General features: G+C 56.6%; 10 protein-coding genes and 14 pseudogenes. 12 read left to right on the plus strand and 12 right to left on the minus strand.

What is annotated here, in order from left to right:
• Nucleotides 1-157: 157 nt before the first annotated feature.
• Nucleotides 158-771, plus strand: a pseudogene (locus tag N7E01_RS01075) (glutathione S-transferase).
• Here N7E01_RS01075 and mnmA read toward each other — a convergent pair.
• From mnmA to N7E01_RS01115, 7 genes and pseudogenes are all read right to left on the minus strand, one after another.
• Nucleotides 711-1,912, minus strand: a pseudogene (gene mnmA, locus N7E01_RS18215) (tRNA 2-thiouridine(34) synthase MnmA). The pseudogenes N7E01_RS01075 and mnmA sit on opposite strands and share 61 nt — an antisense overlap.
• Before the next feature lie 88 nt (nucleotides 1,913-2,000).
• Nucleotides 2,001-3,076, minus strand: a pseudogene (gene aroG / locus N7E01_RS01090) (3-deoxy-7-phosphoheptulonate synthase AroG).
• A gap of 261 nt (nucleotides 3,077-3,337) precedes the next feature.
• Nucleotides 3,338-4,252: pseudogene (gene thpD / locus N7E01_RS01095) on the minus strand (ectoine hydroxylase).
• Nucleotides 4,253-4,269: 17 nt separating this feature from the next.
• The gene (locus N7E01_RS01100; RefSeq protein WP_289174177.1) at nucleotides 4,270-4,668 is read right to left on the minus strand and encodes an ectoine synthase; all 399 of its coding nucleotides are present in this window, start codon (nucleotides 4,666-4,668) and stop codon (nucleotides 4,270-4,272) included.
• On the minus strand, nucleotides 4,665-5,972 hold the full coding sequence (ectB, locus tag N7E01_RS01105) for a diaminobutyrate--2-oxoglutarate transaminase (protein ID WP_289175867.1): 1,308 nt from the start codon (nucleotides 5,970-5,972) through the stop codon (nucleotides 4,665-4,667). The genes N7E01_RS01100 and ectB overlap by 4 nt, the downstream gene beginning before the upstream one ends.
• A 139-nt stretch (nucleotides 5,973-6,111) precedes the next feature.
• The gene (ectA, locus tag N7E01_RS01110) at nucleotides 6,112-6,684 is read right to left on the minus strand and encodes a diaminobutyrate acetyltransferase (protein WP_289174178.1); all 573 of its coding nucleotides are present in this window, start codon (nucleotides 6,682-6,684) and stop codon (nucleotides 6,112-6,114) included.
• An 8-nt stretch (nucleotides 6,685-6,692) separates the two neighbouring features.
• Nucleotides 6,693-7,238 carry a MarR family winged helix-turn-helix transcriptional regulator gene (locus tag N7E01_RS01115; protein ID WP_289174181.1) on the minus strand — a complete coding sequence of 182 codons (546 nt, stop codon included), beginning with the start codon at nucleotides 7,236-7,238 and terminating at the stop codon, nucleotides 6,693-6,695.
• Between the two features lie 42 nt (nucleotides 7,239-7,280).
• Here N7E01_RS01115 and N7E01_RS01120 point away from each other — a divergent pair, with 42 nt between their 5' ends.
• Nucleotides 7,281-7,406: a hypothetical protein gene (locus N7E01_RS01120; protein ID WP_289174183.1), complete on the plus strand. Its 126-nt coding sequence runs from the start codon at nucleotides 7,281-7,283 to the stop codon at nucleotides 7,404-7,406.
• Nucleotides 7,407-7,532: 126 nt separating this feature from the next.
• On the opposite strand, the pseudogene tldD reads toward N7E01_RS01120, so the two are convergent.
• The 3 genes and pseudogenes from tldD to N7E01_RS01135 form a co-directional block, all read right to left on the minus strand.
• Nucleotides 7,533-8,989: pseudogene (gene tldD, locus N7E01_RS01125) on the minus strand (metalloprotease TldD).
• Nucleotides 8,990-9,075: 86 nt separating this feature from the next.
• Nucleotides 9,076-9,891, minus strand: coding sequence for a carbon-nitrogen hydrolase family protein (locus N7E01_RS01130; RefSeq protein ID WP_289174185.1), 816 nt, complete (start codon nucleotides 9,889-9,891; stop codon nucleotides 9,076-9,078).
• A 32-nt stretch (nucleotides 9,892-9,923) separates the two neighbouring features.
• Nucleotides 9,924-10,115 carry a hypothetical protein gene (locus N7E01_RS01135; protein ID WP_289174187.1) on the minus strand — a complete coding sequence of 64 codons (192 nt, stop codon included), beginning with the start codon at nucleotides 10,113-10,115 and terminating at the stop codon, nucleotides 9,924-9,926.
• Between the two features lie 171 nt (nucleotides 10,116-10,286).
• On the opposite strand from N7E01_RS01135, the pseudogene N7E01_RS01140 reads away from it, so the two are divergent.
• Nucleotides 10,287-11,150 (plus strand): annotated as a pseudogene (locus N7E01_RS01140) (HTD2 family dehydratase).
• 171 nt (nucleotides 11,151-11,321) lie between these two features.
• Here the strand turns inward: N7E01_RS01140 and N7E01_RS01145 are convergent.
• The gene (locus tag N7E01_RS01145; protein WP_289174191.1) at nucleotides 11,322-12,002 is read right to left on the minus strand and encodes a DUF4136 domain-containing protein; all 681 of its coding nucleotides are present in this window, start codon (nucleotides 12,000-12,002) and stop codon (nucleotides 11,322-11,324) included.
• A gap of 71 nt (nucleotides 12,003-12,073) precedes the next feature.
• Here N7E01_RS01145 and pepN point away from each other — a divergent pair.
• Nucleotides 12,074-14,764: pseudogene (gene pepN, locus N7E01_RS01150) on the plus strand (aminopeptidase N).
• A gap of 38 nt (nucleotides 14,765-14,802) precedes the next feature.
• Nucleotides 14,803-15,812, plus strand: a pseudogene (locus N7E01_RS01155) (class 1 fructose-bisphosphatase).
• A 68-nt stretch (nucleotides 15,813-15,880) separates the two neighbouring features.
• Here N7E01_RS01155 and N7E01_RS01160 read toward each other — a convergent pair.
• Nucleotides 15,881-17,363 (minus strand): annotated as a pseudogene (locus N7E01_RS01160) (helicase HerA-like C-terminal domain-containing protein).
• Nucleotides 17,364-17,437: 74 nt separating this feature from the next.
• On the opposite strand from N7E01_RS01160, the pseudogene N7E01_RS01165 reads away from it, so the two are divergent.
• From N7E01_RS01165 to N7E01_RS01195, 7 genes and pseudogenes are all read left to right on the plus strand, one after another.
• Nucleotides 17,438-18,170: pseudogene (locus N7E01_RS01165) on the plus strand (YebC/PmpR family DNA-binding transcriptional regulator).
• Between the two features lie 19 nt (nucleotides 18,171-18,189).
• Nucleotides 18,190-19,477, plus strand: a pseudogene (purD, locus tag N7E01_RS01170) (phosphoribosylamine--glycine ligase).
• 58 nt (nucleotides 19,478-19,535) lie between these two features.
• Nucleotides 19,536-20,441: pseudogene (hemF, locus tag N7E01_RS01175) on the plus strand (oxygen-dependent coproporphyrinogen oxidase).
• Nucleotides 20,428-21,026, plus strand: a pseudogene (gene nadD / locus N7E01_RS01180) (nicotinate (nicotinamide) nucleotide adenylyltransferase). The pseudogenes hemF and nadD overlap by 14 nt, the downstream one beginning before the upstream one ends.
• Nucleotides 21,027-21,076: 50 nt before the next feature.
• Nucleotides 21,077-21,490, plus strand: a complete 414-nt coding sequence (gene rsfS / locus N7E01_RS01185) for a ribosome silencing factor (RefSeq protein WP_289174198.1) — start codon at nucleotides 21,077-21,079, stop codon at nucleotides 21,488-21,490.
• 229 nt (nucleotides 21,491-21,719) lie between these two features.
• A pseudogene (locus N7E01_RS01190) lies at nucleotides 21,720-23,430 on the plus strand (FAD-dependent oxidoreductase).
• On the plus strand, nucleotides 23,427-23,756 hold the full coding sequence (locus N7E01_RS01195) for a 4Fe-4S binding protein (protein ID WP_289174200.1): 330 nt from the start codon (nucleotides 23,427-23,429) through the stop codon (nucleotides 23,754-23,756). Before N7E01_RS01190 ends, N7E01_RS01195 begins: the two are co-directional and overlap by 4 nt.
• Nucleotides 23,757-23,938: the final 182 nt, after the last annotated feature.

Here is a 23,938-nt window from a genome sequence, read left to right on the forward strand (position 1 = left end):
AAAACAAGCCGGGATTTTACCACCCGGGCTCTTTTGTTGGATATAACGAACACTGCAGTCACCAGGGCGATGACAGGGCAAATTCAACCCGCCTCCCTTCATTAACGGCAAGCTATCCCTGCTATACTTTTTTGACCCTTCACTTTCCTGATGCGCCATGAAACTCCTCGGTTCAATGACCAGCCCTTTCGTTCGTAAAGTTCGCGTCGTAATGGTCGAAAAAAGCTCGAATTTGAATTCGTGCTTGAAGATGTCTGGGCTGCAGATACCAAAATCCAGGAATTCAATCCGCTGGGTAAAGTGCCCTGTCTGGTTACCGACGACGGGGGCAGCCTGTACGACTCGCGCGTCATTGTCGAATACCTGGACACCCTCTCGCCGGTAGGTCGCCTCTTGCCTCAAGGCAATCGCGACCGCACGGCAACAAAATGCTGGGAAGCCATTGGCGACGGCGTGCTTGATGCCGGTGTCAGCATCGTTGTCGAAGGCCGACGGCCCGAACACCTGCGCAGCGAAGACTGGGTCAATCGGCAACACAAGAAAATCATTTCAGCACTGAATGCCATGGAACGTGGTGTATCACAGAACCATTTCTGCATGGGGGTGAATTTCAGTCTTGCTGATGTTTCGGTTGGCTGCGCGCTGGGCTTTCTGGATTTCCGCATGCCCGACCTGAACTGGCGCGAAAACCACCCCAATCTTGCCGCGCTTTATGAACGCCTGATGGCCCGCCCCTCATTTGCAACGACAGTACCCAAACTGACGGCTTGATTACACGCGGCTTGGGTACAGGTAAGGGCTTTACGTAATAATGCCGCCCCCAGGCAAATATCACCGTCATACAGTACGGCAGACTGGCCGGGCGTTACAGCCCACTGGGGTTGCTCGAATGCCAGCGTGAACCGGCCATTTTCGACAGACTCGAGCCGACAACCTGCATCGCTCTGGCGATAGCGCGTTTTGCACCATACCCCCCGGAGCCGGGGGCCGGCCGGCAACCCAGCTGGCATCCTGAGCGGCAAGCCCGTGCTGCAGTAACCAGGGTGGTCATGCCCCTGAACCACATACAACACATTCTTTTCAAGATCTTTGCGTGCGGTATACCAGGCTTGCGCGGTACCGTCGGCATCCTGGTGCCCTTTCACGCCGCCAATACCCAGGCCCTTGCGCTGGCCCAGGGTATAAAACGCAAGACCGTGATGCTTCCCCACTTTTTTACCGTCCGGAGTCATGATGGGCCCCGGCTGTGTCGGCAAATAACGGTTGAGAAACTCGCGAAACGGCCGCTCACCGATGAAGCAAATACCCGTGGAGTCTTTTTTGCGGCATTGGGCAGACCCAGTTCAAGTGCAATTTTCCGCACTTCCGACTTGGGAATCTCACCGAGCGGAAACAGGGTTTTCGATAATTGGGCCTGATTCAGGCGATGCAAAAAATAGCTTTGATCCTTGGAGGCATCAAACGCCTTGAGCAGCTGGAACTCAAGACCTTCCGGTGTTTCAACCGACCTGACACGGGCATAGTGACCGGTTGCAATACGCTCTGCTCCCAGTGACATCGCATGATCAAGAAACGCCTTGAACTTGATTTCAGCGTTGCACAACACGTCGGGATTGGGCGTACGACCGGCTGAATATTCGCGCAAGAACTCGGAAAACACCCGGTCTTTATATTCAGCAGCAAAATTGACGGCCTCAATTTCGATACCCAGCAGGTCTGCCACACTGGCCGCATCGATCCAGTCTTGCCGTGACGAACAGTACTCGGAATCATCGTCGTCTTCCCAGTTTTTCATAAACAGGCCGATAACCTCGTAACCTTGCTGCTTGAGCAGCCAGGCGGATACTGACGAATCCACACCGCCCGACATCCCGATAACGACACGACCTTTTACTGATGACGAATTAACCATAACTGCCTGCTGACAAGCGACAAAATCACGTGTCGTGGAAAATGAACAAACCGGAAAACTGGCGCAGCGCGACGCCGCTGCGTGGGCATCAGGCGTCGAGCGCGCTGGAAACAACCTCGCGACGCTTCTTGACCGCATTGGCCAGGCGCTCGAGCATCTGGACCGACGCATCCCAGGCCACACAGCCGTCAGTGATGCTCTGCCCGTAGACAAGAGGTTTGCCCGGTTCGTGATCTTGACGGCCTTCAACCAGATGGCTTTCGATCATGACACCAAACAGACGCTCATCGCCGCCTTCAACCTGACGGGCAACGTCGTCGATAACAGCAGGCTGATTCCGGTAGTCTTTATTGCTGTTGGCATGACTGGAATCAATCATGATACGCGGACGCAGACCCGACTTGGCCAGCACCGTCGACGTTTCCTCAACATGGGCCGCATCATAGTTAGGCTGTTTGCCGCCGCGCAAAATGACATGACAGTCTTCATTGCCAGCGGTGGAAACGATAGCAGAATGGCCACCTTTGGTGACGGACAGGAAATGATGGGGTTGTGATGCGGCCTTGATGGCGTCAACGGCAATTTTAATGTTGCCATCCGTGCCATTCTTGAACCCGACCGGACACGACAAGCCCGACGCCAGTTCGCGATGAACCTGGCTTTCGGTGGTACGCGCACCAATCGCCCCCAGGACACCAGGTCAGCAATGTATTGCGGCGTGATCATGTCAAGGAATTCACAACCGGCCGGCAAACCCATGCTGTTGACCTGCAACAGCAATTCACGCGCAATACGTAGACCCAGATTGATGTTGAAACTGCCATCGAGCTTGGGATCATTGATCAGGCCCTTCCAGCCCACAGTCGTTCGAGGTTTCTCGAAATAAACACGCATGACGATTTCAAGTTCACCTTTGAAGCGCTCGCGCTGCTCTTTGAGGCGACCTGCATATTCAAGGGCTGCATCGACATTGTGAATCGAGCATGGACCAATGACGACCACCATGCGATCGTCAGTGCCATGCAAAATATTATGGATGGCGGTACGGGATGCATGGACGGTCGACGAGACATCATCAGTTGCCGCGAATTCGCGCATGATATGCGCTGGCGGACTGAGCTCTTTGATTTCTCGGATACGTAGATCATCGGTGTTGTGTGGCACTTGCGACTCCTGAAACGATACAAAAAAGCCGCCTAGCGATGCTGGCGGCTTTTTGGGAATTTTACTTGCTACGAGGTAATACGCTTCTTCCCTTCCCCCACCAGACGTGTCGGAAAAGTATAAAAGTAGAAGAAGAAAAACGAGGTAGCGCGGTACATGATTAGCAATCCTAGCACAGGAAACACTGAACCAGCAACCCTTAAAAAACGTTGCAAAGGCCACGCCTTCGCAACGAAAACAAACCAGCACGGCCGTAACCGATCAGGCGGCGACAACGCGGCCGTGTGGCTCGAGAGGAACAAACTGCTTGCGTGTTGCAAGATATTCGGGACGCGGCCGCAAACCATTTTTCGGGGCTTCCAGCGTATTTTCAATGCTGTTGTAAACCATGAACACATTGGCACGCGCCCAGGGTGAAATGTTGCTGGCCGACCCGTGCATGGTGTTGCAATCAAAAAAATAACTGAACCTGCCTGTGCTGTGGCGGCCCGTATCCCCCTTGCTCTACCAAAAGCTGCAAACTGACCGGATCAGGCACACCGAACTCTTGCTTCTTGAGTGACTGCTTGTAATGATTGTCAGGAGTCACCCCTGGCAAGCAATGAATTGTTGATGCGAACCCGGCACAAGCATCAGCGGCCCATTGCACTCGTTGTTATCTGTCAGCAACACCGAACAACTTAGCGCACGCATACGTGGCATGCCATCTTCAATATGCCAGGTTTCAAAGTCGGAATGCCAGTAAAACTCTTTACCCGTGAACCCGGGCTTGAGGTTCGCTCTTGACTGGTGAATATAGACTTCGGAACCCAGAACCTGGCGTGCCACATGAATCAGGCGCGGGTCACGTGCCAGATCAGACACCCTCGGGCTCAGTTCATGCATGCGAAAAATCGAACGCACGGCATCACTGCCGGGCTCGGTGACGGCTTCGTCAAGTTTGACGACCGCAGGATCTTCAGCCATACGCTTGACCTCGTCCAGCATGGCCTGCACTTCAGCCTGGCTGAAGACATTATGCAAAACAATAAAACCGTCTCGCGAATACGCGTCGATCTGCTCTGAAGAAAGCGCCTGAGCGTAGCCACCGCCCGCATAGACCACAGGGTCCTGGCGGGCGATGATGGCTGACGTGTAGGCATCACGCGAAGAATATACATCTTGTAGTGTTGACATACAGTCCTCCGAAAAAATCAGACGGCCTCAGACACCTCGGCCGGATAAACACCATCGGCATCATGAACTTCATTGCCGGTAATCGGTGGATTGAACACACAAATTACACGTAACGGCTCTTTGCCACCACGCAACCAATGCTCGTCGTGCTGGTCCAGGGCATACACAACACCCGGACCAAGCGCATATTTCTTGCCATCTGCGATGGTTTCAATTTCACCGTCACCTTCAATACACCACACCGCTTCAAGATGATTCTTGTAGTGGATATGAGTTTCGGTACCCGGAAAAATGACTGTTTCGTGAAATGAAAACCCCATACCATCTTTCTTGAGCAATACGCGACGGCTCAACCAGTTTTCAGTAATCACTTCCTGATCTGTACCGATTACATCTTTAACATTCTTTACGATCATCGACGTTTACCTCCGAATTTCAAAACTTTTGCACTGACACCACGCATCTCGAATACCTCGGCCACACTGCGCTCGATAATGTCCAGCCCCTTGCGCAGCTGATCTTCCTCAATGGTGAGGGCCGGCAAGAGCTTGAGCACCTCGTCATTGGCACCCGACGTTTCGATGACCACGCCGTATTCAAACGCCTTGCGCGAAATTTCATTCGCGATATCGTCGTCTGGCGGCGTTACCAGCCCCTGAATCAGGCCACGCCCCCGAACACTCAAACCGGCAGACGGATAGCTTTGAACGATGCTTTCAAGACGATCGCGCACCAGTTCTGCTTTACGGCCAACCTCGTTTTCAAAGCGCTTGTCGACCCAGTAACTATCGAGAGCCTGGGCGGCGGTAACAAATGCCAGATTGTTACCGCGGAACGTACCGCTGTGAGAACCAGGCTTCCAGATGTCAAGCTCGGGCTTCATCAGCACCAGGGACATTGGCAAACCAAAACCGGACAACGACTTGGACAGGGTGATGATATCGGGACGGATACCGACAGAATCAAAACTGAAAAACGTGCCTGTACGACCACAACCGACCTGAATATCATCGACAATCAGGAGCATGTCGTACTTGCGACACAACTTTTCAAGATCACGCAGCCAACGCTGTGTGGCGACGTTCACGCCTCCTTCGCCTTGCACCGTTTCCACAATGACTGCGGCCGGCAGATCCATGCCGCTGCTGGGGTCTTCCAGCATGCGTTCGAAGTAGTCAATGGTGTTGAAGTCCGGGCCCATGTAGCCATCGAACGGGACAAACGTGGTGTTGGCCAGCGAAACCCCGGCCGCATCGCGGAACTTCTGGTTAGCCGTGACGGCCAGCGACCCACCACTGACACCATGAAAACCATGAGTAAAGGCGACAACATTCTGGCGGCCCTTGACCAGACGGGCCAATTTGAGCGCCGCTTCGACGGCGTTTGTGCCTGTCGGACCGGTGAACTGCATTTTGTAGTCCCAGCCACGGGGCTTGAGCAACACCCGCTCAAAGGTTTCCATGAAATATTTCTTGGCGTCGGTCGCCATATCCAGTCCGTGGACAACGCCATCAGACGCCACGTACTCGATCAGTTTTTCTTTCAGTACGGGGTTGTTATGACCATAATTAAGGGTGCCTGCGCCCGCGAAAAAGTCAAGATACTCACGACCTTCCTGATCGATCAGCACAGACCCCTTGGCTTTGCTAAAGATAACGGGGAACGATCGAATGTAGCCTCGAACCTCAGACTCCATCCGGTCAAAAATAGTTAAGTCCATCATTATTGATTCCTCTCGATTTTTGAAAACGGGATAGCCCGCTTGATTGAATGACCGGTGATCGGCTTTCTTGTTGAATGACACTGCATTGGCGTGCACAAGCGACCGACAACCCGTTGCTCGTGGCAAAAATGACGCATCAGCCCGGGCAGGCTGAAAGCGGCCCCAGCCGCAGCAAACGTTCTTCTTCGTGGGCCTCATGGCCAAAGTGTTGCATTTCGAACAACGCAGACTCTGTGATTTGCATGTTGCGCTTGCGCGCCAGCGATGCAAACATGCCGCGCGACGCTGCGTTGTCGGGGCCGACCGTGGTTTCAATGGTCGAAATTCCGGACAATATCGGACGTTCAAGCAGGTGGCTTAACATTTTTCCGCCCAAGCCTGTACCCCGGGCACCTTCATGCACGGCGACTTGCCACACAAACAAGGTGTCAGGCATCTTGGGCGGTATATAAGCGGACACAAAACCCTGGAGCAGCCCATTGGCGCTTTGCGCAACCACGCATGTTTCAGTGTGGTGGTGCGCCAGAAGCAAATACACATACAAAGAATTGACATCCAGCGGCGGGCAGGCCTGAACAAGGGCATGCACATGCCGGGCATCATCAAGTGAGGGTGCCCGCAACACAAGCCCACTTGCGGGCAACCGCAGCCCAGGCTCGGCCGACTGTGAATGGGCCTGAAGCGTTCGTGATGAGTCTTCAGTATTCATTGCTGTACTCACTCAACCGCCAGACCCGATTCGGGCAAAGGCCCGGTATCAGGCACCTCCAGAAGAGGCGAAGCCAGTTCAGCCGCAGATTCGGGTGCCGCAACACCTTCGGACTCCATCAGGTCTACGATACGTTCAAGGGACAAGGTGATGGTGGCTTGCTCGAGCTCGGGCAATGCATTGAGCGATTCGGCCAGTTTTTGCTGCAAGGGTGATGGCGTGCCTTGAGCCAGCGCAATACCGGCCTCGGTCGGCCAGACAAACACAATGCGACGATCCTCACGGCCACGCTCTCGGCGTACCAACCCTTTGTCTTCAAGGCGATCGAGAATGCCCACCACGGTACTGGCACTGACGTGAATTTCCCGACTGAGCGCAGTGGCCGTCAGTGGACCATTTTCAACAACGGCCCTTAAACACACCAACTGCGGCGCGGTGATATTGCTGACTGCGGACAATTGACGCGAATGCAAGGCCACAGCGCGCGTAATACGGCGCAGGGCGCGCAGAATACGCAAGTCGTAGTGCTGAAGGTTTGCGGGCATATTATTCATAAGCGAAAGATTGCACTTAAATTAATTCGTACTGAAACTATAATGGCATTGATTATTCGTGTCAACAATCAATTCCCCATTACCCGGCACAAACTATTCACCAGTTTTCGCGTTAAAACCTTGCGAAAAACACCCATCAAGCGCGAAAACGGCAACAAAATGAAATGAGCAAAAAAAGAGGCCCGAAACATTTCGGACCTCGATCTAATGGCTTGGCAAAAAGCCAAACAGTTCAAGCCTTAAACAAATGCGACAGCCGGTACAACAACAACACAGCGGCCACCCTGATTTATGTCAAGCAGTACCCCCAACCGTCAGCCCATCAATACGAATCGTGGGCATCCCGACACCCACAGGAACGCTCTGACCTTCTTTACCGCAAGTACCCACCCCCGAATCCAGCTGCATATCGTCACCCACCATGGCCACTCGCGTCATCGCATCGGGGCCATTGCCGATCAGGGTCGCACCTTTCACCGGACGGGTGACCCGGCCGTTTTCAATCAGGTACGCCTCAGACGCCGAAAACACGAACTTGCCGCTGGTGATATCAACCTGACCACCCCCGAAATTAACCGCATAAAGACCTTTTTTAACCGACGCAATGATCTCGGGAGCGGGCGTATTGCCACCCAGCATGTACGTGTTCGTCATGCGTGGCATGGGCAAGTGCGCAAAGGATTCGCGCCGCCCGTTACCCGTGATCGACTGGCGCATCAGGCGGGCATTCATGGTGTCTTGCATATACCCTTTCAAGATGCCGTCTTCGATCAGCACGGTACGCTGGGTCGGGTTACCCTCGTCGTCAATATTCAGGGAACCCCGACGATCGGCCAAGGTACCGTCATCAATGACAGTCACGCCTTTGGCGGCAACACGCTCACCAATGCGGCCCGAGAAAATACTGGAACCCTTGCGGTTGAAATCGCCCTCAAGACCGTGACCAACCGCCTCATGCAGCAAGATACCCGGCCAGCCCGACCCCAGCACAACTGTCATTTCACCCGCCGGAGCCGCCACCGCATCAAGATTGGTCAAGGCCTCGTGTACGGCACGCTGCGCATAACCGCGCAACACCTCGTCGGTAAAGTAGCCCAGACCTGCACGCCCCCGCCACCGGCATGCCCCATTTCACGCCGACCGTTACGCTCGGCGATCACGGTCACCGACAAGCGGACCAAGGGGCGCACATCGGCAGCCAGACGACCGTCACTGCCCGCCACCATGACCACGTCATACTCAGCCCCTAACCCTGCCATGACCTGGATCACACGCGGATCAACTGCACGCGCCATCGCTTCGACACGTTCAAGCAGGGCCACCTTCTCGGGGGCAGTCAAGGTATTGAGCGGGTCGGTAAACGGATACAAGGTACGATCAAAGTCGGCCGGTCCAGCCACGACCTTCTGTTTGCCTGCCCCTTTCGCGCCGATGGAACGCACCGCACGCGCTGATGACAACAGGGCCTCGGGCGACAGAGTATCGGAATAGGCAAATGCCGTCTTTTCGCCGCTGATGGCGCGTACACCCACGCCCTGACCAATCGAAAAACTGCCGGTCTTGACAATCCCTTCTTCCAGACTCCAGCCTTCGCTGCGGGTGTACTGGAAATACAGATCGGCATAATCGACTTTGCGGGTGAAAATTTCGCCCAGAGCGCGCGCCATATCGGCCTCTGTCAACCCCCACGGGTCAAGCAGAAAGGATTTCGCCGTCGCCAGCGCGTTGATGCCGGAATCTGCACTCTTCATATCGTAGACATTACCTTAAAATTTAATTCGTTTAAACGCTAGGCCATTACCTGGCAATACGCCCCTGTCGATGGCATGGCCACCTGTCAGAGCACGCGGTGTGCCAATGCCGGCAGTGATGCACGCACATCGGCAAGGCGCTGCATATCAAGTACCCCGCCTGCAACCCCAGGCCCTTCCGGCAGACAGTCAATGACGTCACCCCAAGGATCAACCAGCATCGAATGCCCCCAGGTGCGCCGACCATTTTGGTGCTTGCCGCCTTGCGCCGCTGCCAGCACATAACACTGGTTCTCGATGGCGCGTGCCTTGAGCAAGGTTTCCCAATGCGCGGACCCGGTTGTATAGGTGAAAGCCGCCGGTACCAGGATCAGGGACACCTCACCAAACGCACGGTACAACTCGGGGAAACGCAGATCGTAGCAGATCGACAACCCCACCTTGCCCACCGGTGTCTGAAAGGTTTGTGGCGTGTTCTCGCCAGGCCGGATTGAAACAGATTCATCGTACGCCTCAGTGCCTTTACGAAAGCCGAAAAGATGAATCTTGTCGTAACGAGCCACCGGCTTGCCGGCCGGGTCATAAACCAGCGTTGTGTTGTAGATGCGTTCGGAATCAGGGCTTTCAAGAGGGAGCGTGCCGCCCACCAGCCAGACCCCATGCCGTGCGGCCTGTTCGGCCAGAAAATCCTGGATCGGGCCCGACCCGGGCTTTTCACGAATGGCCACCTTGTCACGGTCGTGCTGCCCCATCAGGCAGAAATATTCAGGCAAAACCAGAAGATTTGCGCCTTGTCCGGCTGCTTGCGCCACCAATACAGCCGCCTGCTTTAGATTGTCGTCGACGCTCGTCGATGACACCGTCTGCAATGCGGCCACCCGAAAACCAACCGTCTCTGACATATGCTGTTTTCTTCCTGAAAAAATGACCCGGGCTATTGACCCTGAACCAAAAAATCGACCAGTTTACGCGCCAAGGGCGACAAGGCGGCCGGGTCACGCGTACAAATGTTCAGCTCGCGCGATGCCCAGGCATCAGAAAAACTGATGCTGGACTGACACGAGAGCGGATGAGCCAAACCACTGACCAGCAACTGCAAATCAATCAGATCGAAACGATAAGCCATAAGCTGGAATCATTCACAAAGGGCTACCCGCAGGGCAAACAAGACTACCGCAAAACAGAACGACTTAAGCAGCGCTTAACCTGCATTTAATAAATACGAATTGTACCTGCGGCCAACTTGCCGCATCCTGTCACCCAACCTGTTTAAACCCCTTTTCCAGAACACGCCATCATGACCTCAGTTATTGACCTGCCCTACCTGAAACAATGGGAACAAAAGTCTGAGACGGTATCAGACACCATTACCGCCTGGCCAATCGCTGCACTGGCCGCAACTCTGGACAACCAGCCACTGATCACGCGGCCGCCTGCGAACCTGCCACCCTGCTGGCACTGGCTTTTTGTCTGCCTGCGGCGCCGCAATCCGAGCTTGGACCCGACGGCCACCCGGCCCGCGGTGGTTTTCTGCCACCAGTGCCGCTGCCACGACGCATGTGGGCCGGAAGCCGTTTGTCTTTCCTGGGCCCGATCAACGTCGGCAGCGAAATTACCCGAAAGTCAACTGTCGTCAGCGTCGACACCAAGCAAGGGCGTACCGGCCCATTGGTTTTTGTACTCGCCCGTCATGAAATCTGGACCGGCGGCACCATGGCGGTCGTCGAGGAACACGACATCGTTTACCGCGACATGCCGACGGCCGACGCCGCCGTGCCCAAACCCGTGGCTTGCCCGGCGGACGCCACACTGGGAACGCAAAATCACACCAACCGACACGTTGCTGTTCCGTTATTCGGCACTGACATTCAATGGCCACCGGATCCATTACAGCCGCGACTACGTCACCGAAGTTGAGGGCTACCCCGGGCTGGTTGTGCATGGCCCCCTGATTGCAACCCTTTTGCTCGATCTGGTCGCCCGCCAATGCCCGGGCGCCACCGTGACATCGTTCAGTTTCCGTGCGGTCAGCCCGCTGTTTGACATCCACCCGTTTTATGTCTGCGGCAAGCCTGTAAACGGCACCAACGAAATCATCCTCTGGGCGCGCAACCATGAAGGCCATCTGGCCATGGAAGCCCGCGCCGTTCTTCTCAAATAACAACCAGGACAAACCCATGCAAACCCTTTCTGACAACCAATCGCCCAGGCAGCTGCCCCGGCAGCTGGCTGTTTTAAAAGACCCACGGAGTCTTCCCATGCTGCCTGTTGAAGCCACTTCCTATCTGTTCGTCCCGGCCAACCGGCGTGACCGGTCTTTTTTATTTAAGGGTCATTTTGGCAAATCGTAGGTAATATCGCGAGTGCTGCCATTATTTTCCGGAAAGCCATCAAAAACAGACCGCACCAGATAGGGCATCAACTGCGGCAAATTGTCTTCCGAAGACAAAATAACCGAAGTTGATCGATAAACCTCGGCGGCATCATGCTGCTGGTCATTGATTACCAGCGTAAATGTATTCTTGTAAACCGTTACCGGCACATTCACGACAGGTGGCGAATACAGCATGCCAGCACCCCAACCAAAATGCGGGCCATAAAATCCGGCCCAGGGCGCAACGAACGGGCCATTGTAAAAATACGGATCGGCATACTGCTGTACCCAGCTTTGGCTGACCGGGTTCTGATACGTGAACGACATGACAAACCTGGGCTTCTGGCCCCCACGCGCCTCGACCAACCCCGTTCGGCCTGCCGAAGCCCGCACCATGTCGGCATAGGTCTGGTATTCAAGATTGTTTGACTGCCCCTGGCCGGGTTCAATTCGATAGGTCTGCCCCTCGACATTGGCAGGCCACTGTGAAAATGTCGTGACCCTGGCCGACAACGTCGACGCACACCCACCGAGCAGAAACACACCGAAAAAATCAGACACAGGCGGGCCGCAGCGACCCGTGATAAGGTGGAAAGCTTCATGACGATCACCAGACACGTTGTAAAACAGGCTAAACATTACAATACACCTTTCGCATCGATGCGGGCATAAAAGCACCGCGCGCTGCAGGGACAGCCACATAGGTCATTATGCGCACAGACACTTCCCCGACCATTCGCCGAACCGATTACACCCCCTACCCGTATCGCATACCCCAGGTCGACCTGGCTTTCGACCTGGCGCCAGATCTGACGCGGGTGCACTCACGCCTGACGGTCGAGAGCTCCAATGCGCAGCCCATGCCGCTGGTGCTGGACGGTGAATCCCTGACGCTGGAATCGGTAGCCATCAATGGTCAGGCACTTTCACCGGCCGACTACACGCTGAATGCCGAAACACTGACACTGCACCCCCGCCATGGCGCATTCATCATCGACATTGTCAGTACCTGCCGCCCGGCCGAAAACACCACCCTGATGGGCTTGTACCAATCAGGGAAAGCCTGTTCACTCAATGCGAAGCCGAGGGGTTTCGCCGGATCACCTGGTTTGCCGACCGGCCCGACGTCATGTCGCGCTACACCGTCACCTTGCGTGCAGATCCGGCGCGTTATCCGCACCTGCTGTCAAACGGCAACCTGCTGTCAACAGAAACGCTGCCTGACGGGCGGCAACAAGCCATCTGGGAAGACCCCATCCCAAACCCTGCTACCTGTTTGCCCTGGTGGCCGGTGACTTCGACTGCCGCGAGCAAACCATCACAACCCGCAGCGGGCGCACTGCGCTGCTGCAGGTGTACAGCGATAAAGGCGATTACGACCGCACCGCCTGGGCCCTCGAATGCCTTCACCGGTCGGTCACCTGGGACGAAACTCGTTTCAATCTTGAACTCGACCTTGACCGCTTCATGATTGTCGCCGCGCGCGACTTCAACATGGGGGCCATGGAAAACAAAGGGCTGAACGTATTCAATTCGGCCTATGTCCTGGCCGACAGCCAGACCGCCACCGACGCCACCTACGACGCCATTGAAAGCGTCATCGGACACGAGTACTTTCACAACTGGACGGGCAACCGTATTACCTGCCGTGACTGGTTCCAGCTCTCGCTCAAAGAGGGCTCACGGTGTTTCGCGACCAGGAGTTTTCAGCCGACATGATGGCTCGCGGCTTGCCGGCCGCCGAAGCGGCCAGCGCCCGGGCAGTCAAACGCATTGATGACGTCACCGCGTTGCGCAGCGCCCAGTTTCCTGAAGACGCGGGGCCAATGGCCCACCCCATTCGTCCTGAAAGCTATCAGGAAATCGGTAACTTTTACACCGCGACAGTCTACGAAAAAGGGGCCGAAATCATTCGCATGCAACATACGTTGCTGGGTGAAGAAGGCTTTCAGGCCGGCATGGCTGTATATTTTGCCCGCCACGACGGGCAGGCCGTCACCTGCGACGATTTCGTCGATGCCATGGACAGCGTCTATCAGCAGCAACGACCCGGTGAAAGTCTTTCGGTGTTCCGGCGCTGGTACAGCCAGGCAGGTACCCCACAGGTCAACGTCACCCTCGACTATGACGCCAGCACCCGGCAGTGTGCCGTCACCCTTGCTCAACAGTGCGCTCCGGTCGGCGTCGAAAAGCTGCAGAACCCGCCAACGACCAAACCACCGCTGCATATCCCGTTTGCCTTGGGCTTGCTTGGGCCTGATGGCCGGGCCTTCACACTCAAGTCTGGCGACCAGTGCGGCGAAACGCTGGTGCTCGACCTGAAGGAGCAACGCCAGACCTGGGTATTCAATGACATTGATGCCCAGCCTGTGCCATCCCTTCTGCGCGGCTTTTCGGCGCCGGTGATTGTTGATTATGCCTACACCGACAACGAACTGGCCCTGTTGGCCCGTACCGACCCCGAGCCCTTCGCCCGCTGGGAAGCGGCCCAGTTGCTGGCCACCCGTTGCCTGCTGGCCATGGCGCAAACGCCCGACGCCAACAGTCCAGCGGTCAATCTGCTGGTCGACACCTGGTGCACTCTGGCCACCGACCCGGCGCTGGGGGCCGCTTACAAGGCCCGCATGTTCACCTTGCCCGGCGAGCGCATCCTGATGGAGAAAATGCCAGTCATCAATCCGGTCGCCGTTGCACGCGCACGGCGCGAGCTACGCACCCGGCTGGGCGCAGCACTGGCCTCTGAATGGCAACGCCTGTATCAGACACAAGCAGACCGCCAGAAAGGCAAACCGTACTCACCTGATCCGGCATCCGCAGGCGCACGTGCGCTGCAAAACTGTGCGTTGGGCTACCTGGCTGCAGGCAACGTGGCGGGGGCCGACACCCTGGCCCAGGCCCAGTACGACAACGCAGGCAACATGACCGATCGCATGGCAGGGCTATCCACGTTGGTTAACTACGGCAACACCGTACAACGTGAAGCTGCCCTGACCTCGTTTTACACGCAATGGCAACACAACCCTCTGGTCATCGACCGCTGGTTTGCCCTTCAGGCAACCGCACAGAGTACCGATGTAGCGGCGGTACGGGCACTGATGCAGCACCCTGCCTTTACGCTGCGTAACCCGAACCGCGCTCGCTCACTGGTCTTCCAGTTCTGCCTGAACAATCTGCCGGGTATTTATTGCGATGCAGGCTACGATTTCTGGGCTGAACAAGTCATTGCACTGGATGCCCTCAACCCTGAAATTGCCGCTCGCCTTTCCCGCGCGTTTGACCACTGGGCACGACTTGTTCCTGAAGCACGGAATGCCGTGAAGAAACGGCTCGAGCGCATACAGCAACATGCAGGGCTGTCACGCAATGTCGAAGAAATTATTTCCAAGGCGCTCAGTCTGTAAGACTGACGCTGGTACAACCCTATCCGGAGCACATCACCGTGAAACGTAAAACCCTGACCCAATACCTGGTCGAACAACAACGCCTCAAAGGCGCCGTCTCTGCCGAAGTAAGGCTGCTGATCGAAACGGTGGCCCGCGCCTGCAAGGCCATCAGCCATGCCGTTGGCAAAGGTGCCCTGGGCGGTGTCTTAGGCAGCCTGGAAAGCGAAAACGTCCAGGGCGAAGTCCAGAAAAACTCGATGTCATGTCCAATGAAATCTTGCTGGAGGCCAACGAATGGGGCGGTCACCTGGCGGCCATGGCTTCAGAGGAAATGGAAACCATCCATCGCATCCCGCACCGTTACCCGAAAGGCGAATACCTGTTGATGTTCGATCCGCTTGACGGCTCGTCCAACATTGACGTCAACGTCTCGATCGGCACCATTTTCTCGGTGCTGCAAGCGCCCGCCGATGCGGCCGGCCGTGACATTGAAGAGAAAGACTTCCTGCAACCCGGCAGCCGGCAGGTTGCCGCAGGGTATGCCGTTTACGGGCCCCAAAGCATGCTGGTTCTGACAGTGGGTACCGGTGTGGTTGGCTTCACCCTTGACCGCGAAATGGGCTCGTGGGTGCTGACGACAGAAAACATGCGCATTCCGGAAGACACGGCCGAATTTGCCATCAACATGTCCAACATGCGGCACTGGGAAACACCCGTCAAGCGTTACATTGACGACTGCCTGGCGGGTAAAACCGGCCCCTTGGGCAAAGACTACAACATGCGCTGGATTGCCTCGATGGTGGCCGATGTTCATCGCATCATGACCCGCGGCGGTATTTTCATGTACCCCCGCGATGCCCGCGCCTCAGGCAAAAAAGGCAAACTGCGCCTGATGTATGAGGCCAACCCCATGAGCATGCTGGTTGAACAGGCCGGTGGTGCAGCGATCGATGGTGACGTGCGCATCCTTGATGTGCAGCCCGAAGGCCTGCACCAGCGTATCGGTGTCATCCTGGGCTCGAAAAACGAGGTGGAACGCGTCCAGCGCTACCACCTCGAAGACTGAAGACATACCCTTGGTGCAGCCTGCGGCACCTTGCACACGGGGGCAGCCCCTGTTGAGCAGGACGCCGCTTAACGTCGCCCGGTCAGCGAACCCAGAACGCCACGCAGCAATTGCGTGGCAGCTCGTCTGACCATGCTTTTGGCCACAGACTGCACCACGCCGTCACGCCGCCCGCCACGCGGGCCGGTGCTGCCAAACAAGAAATCGGTAACAACCCCCATCACCCCGTCGCCTTCGGATTTTTCAGCAGTTGACGACACATCGGCCACACCCTTGTTCGCGCGTGCCAGCAACACCTCATAGGCCGACTCGCGGTCAACCGCACGATCGTACTTGCCCCCAACAACGAGGCCGACCGAATGGCCGACCGTTCGACATCCGTGGCCGGGCCGATACGACTGCCCGGCGCCACCATCCAGACACGTTCGGTGACACCGGGACGCCCTTTTTCATCCAGTAGCGAAACCAGCGCCTCGCCAACACCCAGCTCGGTAATCGCCGCCTCAATGTCCAGCGACGGGTTCGGGCGCATGGTCTGTGCCGCAGAACGCACGGCTTTCTGGTCGCGCGGAGTGAAGGCACGCAAGGCGTGCTGCACACGGTTACCCAACTGACCCAAAATCGTATCCGGGATGTCCAGCGGGTTCTGGGTCACAAAATAGACACCCACCGCTTTGGATCGCACAAGCCTGGCCACTTGCTCGATTTTTTCAACCAGTACTTTGGGTGCATCGGCAAACAACAAATGAGCCTCATCGAAAAAGAACACAAACTTCGGTTTTTCAAGGTCCCCCACTTCGGGCAGGGTTTCATACAACTCGGCCAGCATCCAGAGCAGGAACACGCCATACAACCGCGGAGACTGCATCAAACGGTCGGCTGCCAGGATATTGACAACCCCTGCCCTTTTTCATTGACACGAATGAAGTCGTGGATATCCAGCATGGGCTCACCAAAAAACTGGTCTGCCCCCTGCGACTCAAGTCGTAGCAAGCTGCGCTGAATCGCGCCGACCGACGCCGGCGAGACGTTGCCGTATTGCGTGCGCAACTCTGACGAGCGCTCGGCCACGTGCTGCAACAGGGCGCGCAAATCTTTGAGGTCAAGCAGCAAATGGCCTTCATCATCCGCCAGGCGGAACACAATATTCAGCACCCCTTCCTGGGTGTCATTCAATTCCAGCATGCGCGCCAGTAGCAGCGGCCCCATATCCGACACGGTCGCACGCACCGGATGCCCTTTTTCACCGAAAACATCCCAGAAGGTTACCGGACACCCACCCCAGGCCGGTTCAGGCAAGCCCATCCGGGCCAACCGCTCTTGCAACTTGGGATTCGGTTGCGCCGCCTGCGAGATGCCGCTCAGGTCACCTTTCACGTCCGCCAGAAACACCGGCACACCCGCCTGCGAAAATGCCTGGGCCATCACCTGAAGCGTAACCGTTTTACCCGTACCGGTCGCCCCGGTAATGCACCCGTGCCGGTTGGCCAACGCAGGCAACAATGCGACGTCGGTGTGGGCGTTCTTGCCCAGAACTATTGGATCAGCCATGCGGATTACCTTGTGAGTTGATTGAACGCGCTAAAATCATAAACTTTATTTCAGACCAACCACAGACATCGCATATGGCCGGACACAGTAAATGGGCAAATATCCAGCACCGCAAGGGGCGTCAAGACGCCAAGCGCGGCAAAATCTGGACAAAAATCATTCGTGAAATCACCGTCGCAGCACGTGCTGCCGGGCCTGACCCCGATGCCAACCCACGCCTGCGGCTGGCACTGGGACAAAGCCACTGCGGCCAACATGCCCAAGGACAATATCCTGCGCGCCATTACGCGCGGTGCCGGTGGCGGCGATGACTCCAATTACGAAGAAATTCGTTACGAGGGCTATGGCATCAACGGCGCCGCCGTGGTTATTGACTGCATGACCGACAACCGCCAACGCACAGTTGCCGAAGTGCGCCACGCCCTGTCAAAACACGGGGGCAATCTGGGCGTCGAGGGCTCGGTCGCCTTCCTGTTCAAACATTGCGGGCAGTTCCTGTTTGCACCCGGCACCTCTGAAGACAAGGTCATGGAAGCCGCTCTTGAAGCTGGCGCCGAAGATATTGTGTCGGACGACGATGGCCTGATCGAAGTGACTTGTGAACCGTCTGACTTTGCTGCCGTAAAAGATGCCTTTGCCGCAGCAGGTCTGGTGCCTGAGGTTCAGGAAATCGTGATGAAAGCCCTGAACGAAATCGAGCTGACCGGTGAAGACGCACAAAAGATGCAAAAAATGATCGACATGCTCGAAGGTCTGGACGACGTGCAAGAGGTCTACACGACGGCCGTTTTCAACGAAACTGAATAACCCAAACTGTAAAGCTGATATGAAACTTCTGGTAATTGGCGGTGGTGGCCGCGAACATGCAATCGCCTGGCGCCTGGCCCAGTCAGCCCGCGTGCAAAAGTCTTCGTTGCCCCTGGCAACGGGGGACGGCAACCACTGACCTGCTTGAAAACATCGCCATCTCTGACCACAACGAGCTGGTCGAATTTGCCCGGCGTGAAGGTATCGCATTCACGGTCGTCGGTCCGGAAGCGCCCTTGGCCGCAGGCGTTGTCGATACGTTTCGCGCAGCCGGCCTGAAAATTTTTGGCCCTACACGTCAGGCTGCACAACTTGAAAGTTCAAAAGACTACGCCAAGGCCTTCATGGTCCGCCACAACATCCCGACGGCGGCTTACCAGACCTTCACCGACCCGGTAAAAGCCAAAGCCTACATCGAAGCACAGGGTGCGCCCATTGTGGTCAAGGCCGACGGTCTGGCCGCCGGTAAAGGGGTGGTTGTGGCCGAAACCCTCGAACAAGCATTCGACGCCATCGACAACATGCTGGGCAATGGGGCATTCGGCCAGGCCGGTGCACGAGTCGTCATCGAAGAGTGCCTGATCGGTGAAGAAGCCAGTTTCATAGTGATGTGTGACGATCAGCAAGTGCTGGCCATGGCGACCAGTCAAGATCACAAACGCTTGCTCGACAACGACCAGGGCCCCAATACCGGCGGCATGGGGGCTTATTCACCCGCGCCGGTTGTCAGTCCTGCCCTGCACAACCGCATCATGCGTGAAGTCATTCACCCGACGCTTCAGGGCATGGCCAGAGACGGCGTACCGTATACCGGTTTCCTGTATGCCGGCCTGATGATCGGCGATGGCCCTGACGCCACTCGTCCGCTGAAAGTTCTGGAATTCAACTGTCGCATGGGCGACCCGGAAACCCAGCCCATCATGATGCGTATCAAAAGCGACCTGACCGATGTATTCGAGCATGCCGTCAATGGCACGCTCGAACAAGCCGTCATCGATTGGGATCGCCGCACCGCACTGGGTGTTGTTATTGCGGCCGAAAACTACCCTGCCGACCCACGGTCGGGTGACCCGATCACGGCGTTGCCGGCCGATACAGACGATTGCCGCGTCTTTCATGCCGGTACGCGGCTTGAAAACAATGTTCTCAAAACCAGTGGCGGTCGCGTATTGTGTGTGACTGCCTTGGGCGACTCGGTCAAGCGCGCGCAAGAAACAGCGTACCGCGCCGTTCATCAGGTGCAATTCGAAGGTCGCCAGTACCGTTCCGACATCGGCTGGCGCGCCCTGCCCCACGAGTCCAACTAACCCCTGTGTCCGGCCTGGCCGGACACAGGGCGCTGTCATCTTAAGGTTGAACGTACCCATGGTTGTTCCAATTTCCGCCGCTTACGATTATTTTCTGGATCTGCAATCGCGCATCGTTGCCGGGCTTGAAGCCGCCGACGGCAGCACATTCCAAACCGACCACTGGTCGCGTGAGGAAGGCGGTGGCGGCATTTCGCGCCTGCTCGAAGGTGGCCCCCTGTTCGAGCGCGCCGGCGTATTGTTCAGCCATGTCCAGGGCAAAACACTCCCCCGTCCGCCAGTTCCCACCGCCCGGAACTGGCCGGACGGGCCTGGGAAGCCATGGGGGTTTCCCTGGTACTGCACCCGCGCAACCCCTTCATTCCGACCACCCACATGAACGTGCGCATGTTTGTTGCGCGCGCTCCGGAAAACGAGCCCGATACCGACGTATTCTGGTTTGGCGGCGGGCTTGACCTGACACCGTATTACCCCTTCGAGGAAGATGCCCGCCATTTCCATCAGGTATGCGCCAATGCCCTGGCCCCTTCGGTGCCGATAAATACCCGGCCTACAAAACCTGGTGTGACCAATACTTCTACCTGAAACATCGCAAAGAAACCCGGGGGTGGGTGGCATCTTTTTCGATGACCTGAACGAAGGCGGGTTTGACGAAAGCTTTGCGCTTGTCCAATCGGTAGGTGACTGCTTCCTGGAGGCCTATCTGCCCATCGTCGAAAAACGCCGCAGCCTGCCCTTCGGCCAGCGCGAGCGCGAGTTTCAAGCCTACCGACGTGGTCGCTACGTCGAATTCAACCTGGTCTTCGACCGGGGCACCCTGTTCGGGCTGCAATCAGGTGGCAGGACCGAATCCATCCTGCTGTCGATGCCCCCCATGGCTGCGTGGCGCTACAATTACACTCCGGAACCCGATACACCCGAGGCTGAACTGGCGGCCTACCTGACCCCGCGTGAATGGCTCTGAAAAAATCGGGCTGCTTGGGGGCAGCTTTGACCCCGTTCATCGGGCGCATATCTTGCTGGCTAACGCAGCACTGTCGCAGCTTGGGCTTGACCAGGTCCAGTTGCTGCCTGCTGCAGACCCATGGCAGCGCAAGCCGCTGAACGCTTCAGCGACCCATCGGCTGGCCATGGTGGAACTGGCCATACAAGGGCACCATGGCCTGGCAGCAAATCCAGCAGAAATCATGCGTGGTGGTAAAACCTACACGATTGATACCCTCCAGGACATGCCGCGTACAGCGCAATATTTCTGGATTCTCGGTGCAGACCAACTGGAAAATTTCTGTACCTGGCACCGGTGGGAAGATATCGTGACGTATGTGCACCTGGTCGTCGCACGTCGTCCTGGAAGTACCGTAACAACACCGGCACCACTGGCCTGGCTGCTCGATACCCTTAAAAAACCACTGATCGAAGTTCCCTTCGAACCCATTGCCATTTCTGCCACACAAATACGTCGCCTGCTGAAAGCCGGACAACCTGCAGACACGATGCTTGACCCCAAATACTGCAGTATATTCAGCAGCATCACCTTTACCACCACTGACAGGCACGCGGTGCCTATAAAACCAAAGTAAAAGTCAAAACCAGAAGACCATGAATATTCAAAAATTGCAACGCCTCGTCATTGATGCCCTGGAAGACGTAAAAGCCCAGGACATCAAAGTATTCAACACCACGGATATCACCAGCATGTTCGATCGCGTCGTGATTGCCAGCGGCACCTCAAACCGTCAAACCCGGGCGCTTGCATCCAGCGTTGCGGATGCCGCCCGCGCACAAAAGATCCCGATTGTCGCCTACGAAGGCCAGGATACCGGTGAATGGGTACTGCTCGACCTGGGTGATATCGTGATTCACTGCATGCAACCCGAAATCCGTCGCTACTACAACCTTGAAGAAGTCTGGGGTGCCAAGCCGGTCAAGGTCAAACTGCTACCGCAATCAACGTCTCAGCACGATAACTGGATCGGTTCAGAGGATGACTTCGATGACGAAGACGTTGAATAACAGCACAACCAAAATCTGAACGACAACTGGCTTTATTTGTAAACAACAACGTCATCCAGACCTGAAATCCAGATTTAAAAACGTCATTAAACGGCCCTTTCCCTGCCTAGAACCGGCACGCATAACCATATTGCATCACCCCGAATAAGGTTAGCACTAACTCTTCGTTCCGGTTCGCAAGGCCCCTTCCTAGAATAGCTGGAGTCAATCACAGCACCAGGGAGGCGCGATGAACACACCGCGAAAACAGGGTCTTCGCCGATACATCGGCGACACACACCGCACCCATAAAACCGATGTCCTGATCATTGGTGGCGGACCAGCCGGCACATGGGCAGCCATTAGCGCCGCCGCAAACGGGGCCGGCGTCATTCTTGTCGACAAAGGATTTTGCGGAACATCGGGAGCCACCGCACCTTCGGGGACAGGCGTCTGGTACGTCAACCCCGACCGCAACACCCGTGAAAAAGCAAAGGCCAGTCGCTACGAAATGGGAGGCCGGCTGGCTGAGCATGTCTGGATGGACCGGGTCCTTGAGCAGACCTGGACAAACATCCACCAGTTGGCAGAGTGGGGGTATCCCTTCCCCATCGACGACTCCGGCGAAGAACGACGTACCTCGCTGCAAGGTCCGGAATACATGCGCCTGATGCGCAAACGCACCAAAGCTGCCGGCGTAAAAATCCTGGACCACAGCCCCGCACTGGAGTTGCTGGTACACGAAGATGGTTCGGTAGGCGGAGCAACCGGAATCAATCGCCTGAACGGAGAAACGTGGGGCATCCATGCCGGTGCCGTCGTCATTGCCGCAGGTGGATGCGCATTCCTGAGCCGTGCACTGGGCTGCAATGTCCTGACAGGTGATGGTCTTTTAATGGCTGCAGAAACAGGTGCCGAACTGTCGGGCATGGAGTTCTCCAATGCCTACGGACTCGGTCCCGCGTTTTCGTCCGTCACCAAGTCATTGTTTTACAACTGGGCAAACTTCTACGACGCCAGTGGGCAGCTGATTGAAGGTGCAGGCTCGACCCGCGGACGCGGCATCATCGCGCAACGCCTTCAAACAGAACCTGTCTTCGCCCGACTCGACCGTGCGGATCCGCAGATCCAGTCCTGGATGCGAACCGCGCAGCCCAACTTTTTGTCTCGTTCGACCGCCGGCAGATCAATCCATTCACCGATCTTTTTCCGGTCTCGCTACGGCTGGAAGGAACCGTCCGGGGAACCGGCGGCTTGAATGTCATTTCTGATGACTGCGCAACCAATGTGCCCGGACTTTATGCAGCCGGTGATGCGGCAACCCGCGAATTGATATGCGGGGGTTCACGGGTGGTGGTAGCTATAACGCGGCCTGGGCGTTGTCATCCGGTTTCTGGGCCGGAGCAGGTGCGGCCCGCTACAGCACACAAACCAAAGCCGCCTCAAACCGCGAAATCTGGCGTGCCGGGCGAACAGGTTTGCCGAACACGAACCACCGGCCCTGGTCTGCCAAGGAAGTCATCCAGCAAGTGCAGGCTGAAGTATTCCCCTACACGCGAAACTGGACGCGTCAGGGCGATGAACTGACAGAGTCGTTAGATCGACTTGACGCACTCTGGAACAGCATTTCCAGCGGTACACCGATTGGCACGGCCCTGGATATCGTCAAGGCACGTGAAGCTGCAGCCATGCTCGCCACATCCAGATGGATGTACCGCAGTGCCCTGGCACGCAACGAAACCCGAGGCATGCACCGACGCCGTGACTTTACGGCGATCGATCCGCAACAACAGCACCGTGTGACATGCGGAGGTCTGAACGAACTATGGACCGGCACCGCCAGAGTGAATGATCCTGTCACCGTAAACGTGGCGTCAAGCCCGGTGCCAGCCACGTCGACAGCGTCGCAAACATCGAAGAGTATCGCCTCTGAACCACACCCTGAGCTGGAGCCGACATGATTGAAATCGTCAGTGCCGAACGCTGCACCGCCTGCAATATCTGCGTGAAAGTGTGCCCGACCAATGTCTTTGACATTGTCCAGGGCAAACCTCCGACGATTGCCCGCCAGGATGATTGCCAAACGTGTTTCATGTGTGAACTGTACTGCCCTGAAGACGCGCTGTTTGTCGCCCCGGTTGCAGATGCGCCGGCTCCTCAAACGGAAGGGGACGAAAACGTCCTGGCCCTCATGGGCAGCTACAAACGGTCCATCGGCTGGGGCAAGGGCCTGAAGCCGACCGCAGCCATCGACAGCAGTTTCGAATTACTCCTACGCGCCCACTGATCATGAAAAAACTGAATCTTTTATACAAAATCGCCGCAGCATCCTTCAAGCCGTCCTGGCTGCGACAGCGAGCCTGCTGGCACCCGCAATGACGATTGCAAAGTCGGCCGACACGCCTTTGCGTATCGGATATATCGGCCCTTCTCCGGCGCTGGTCAACGTAACCGGCTGGGCACTGGCCA

The sequence above is a fragment of the Neopusillimonas aromaticivorans genome (assembly GCF_030344915.1).
Classification (GTDB): Bacteria; Pseudomonadota; Gammaproteobacteria; order Burkholderiales; family Burkholderiaceae_B; genus Neopusillimonas; species Neopusillimonas aromaticivorans.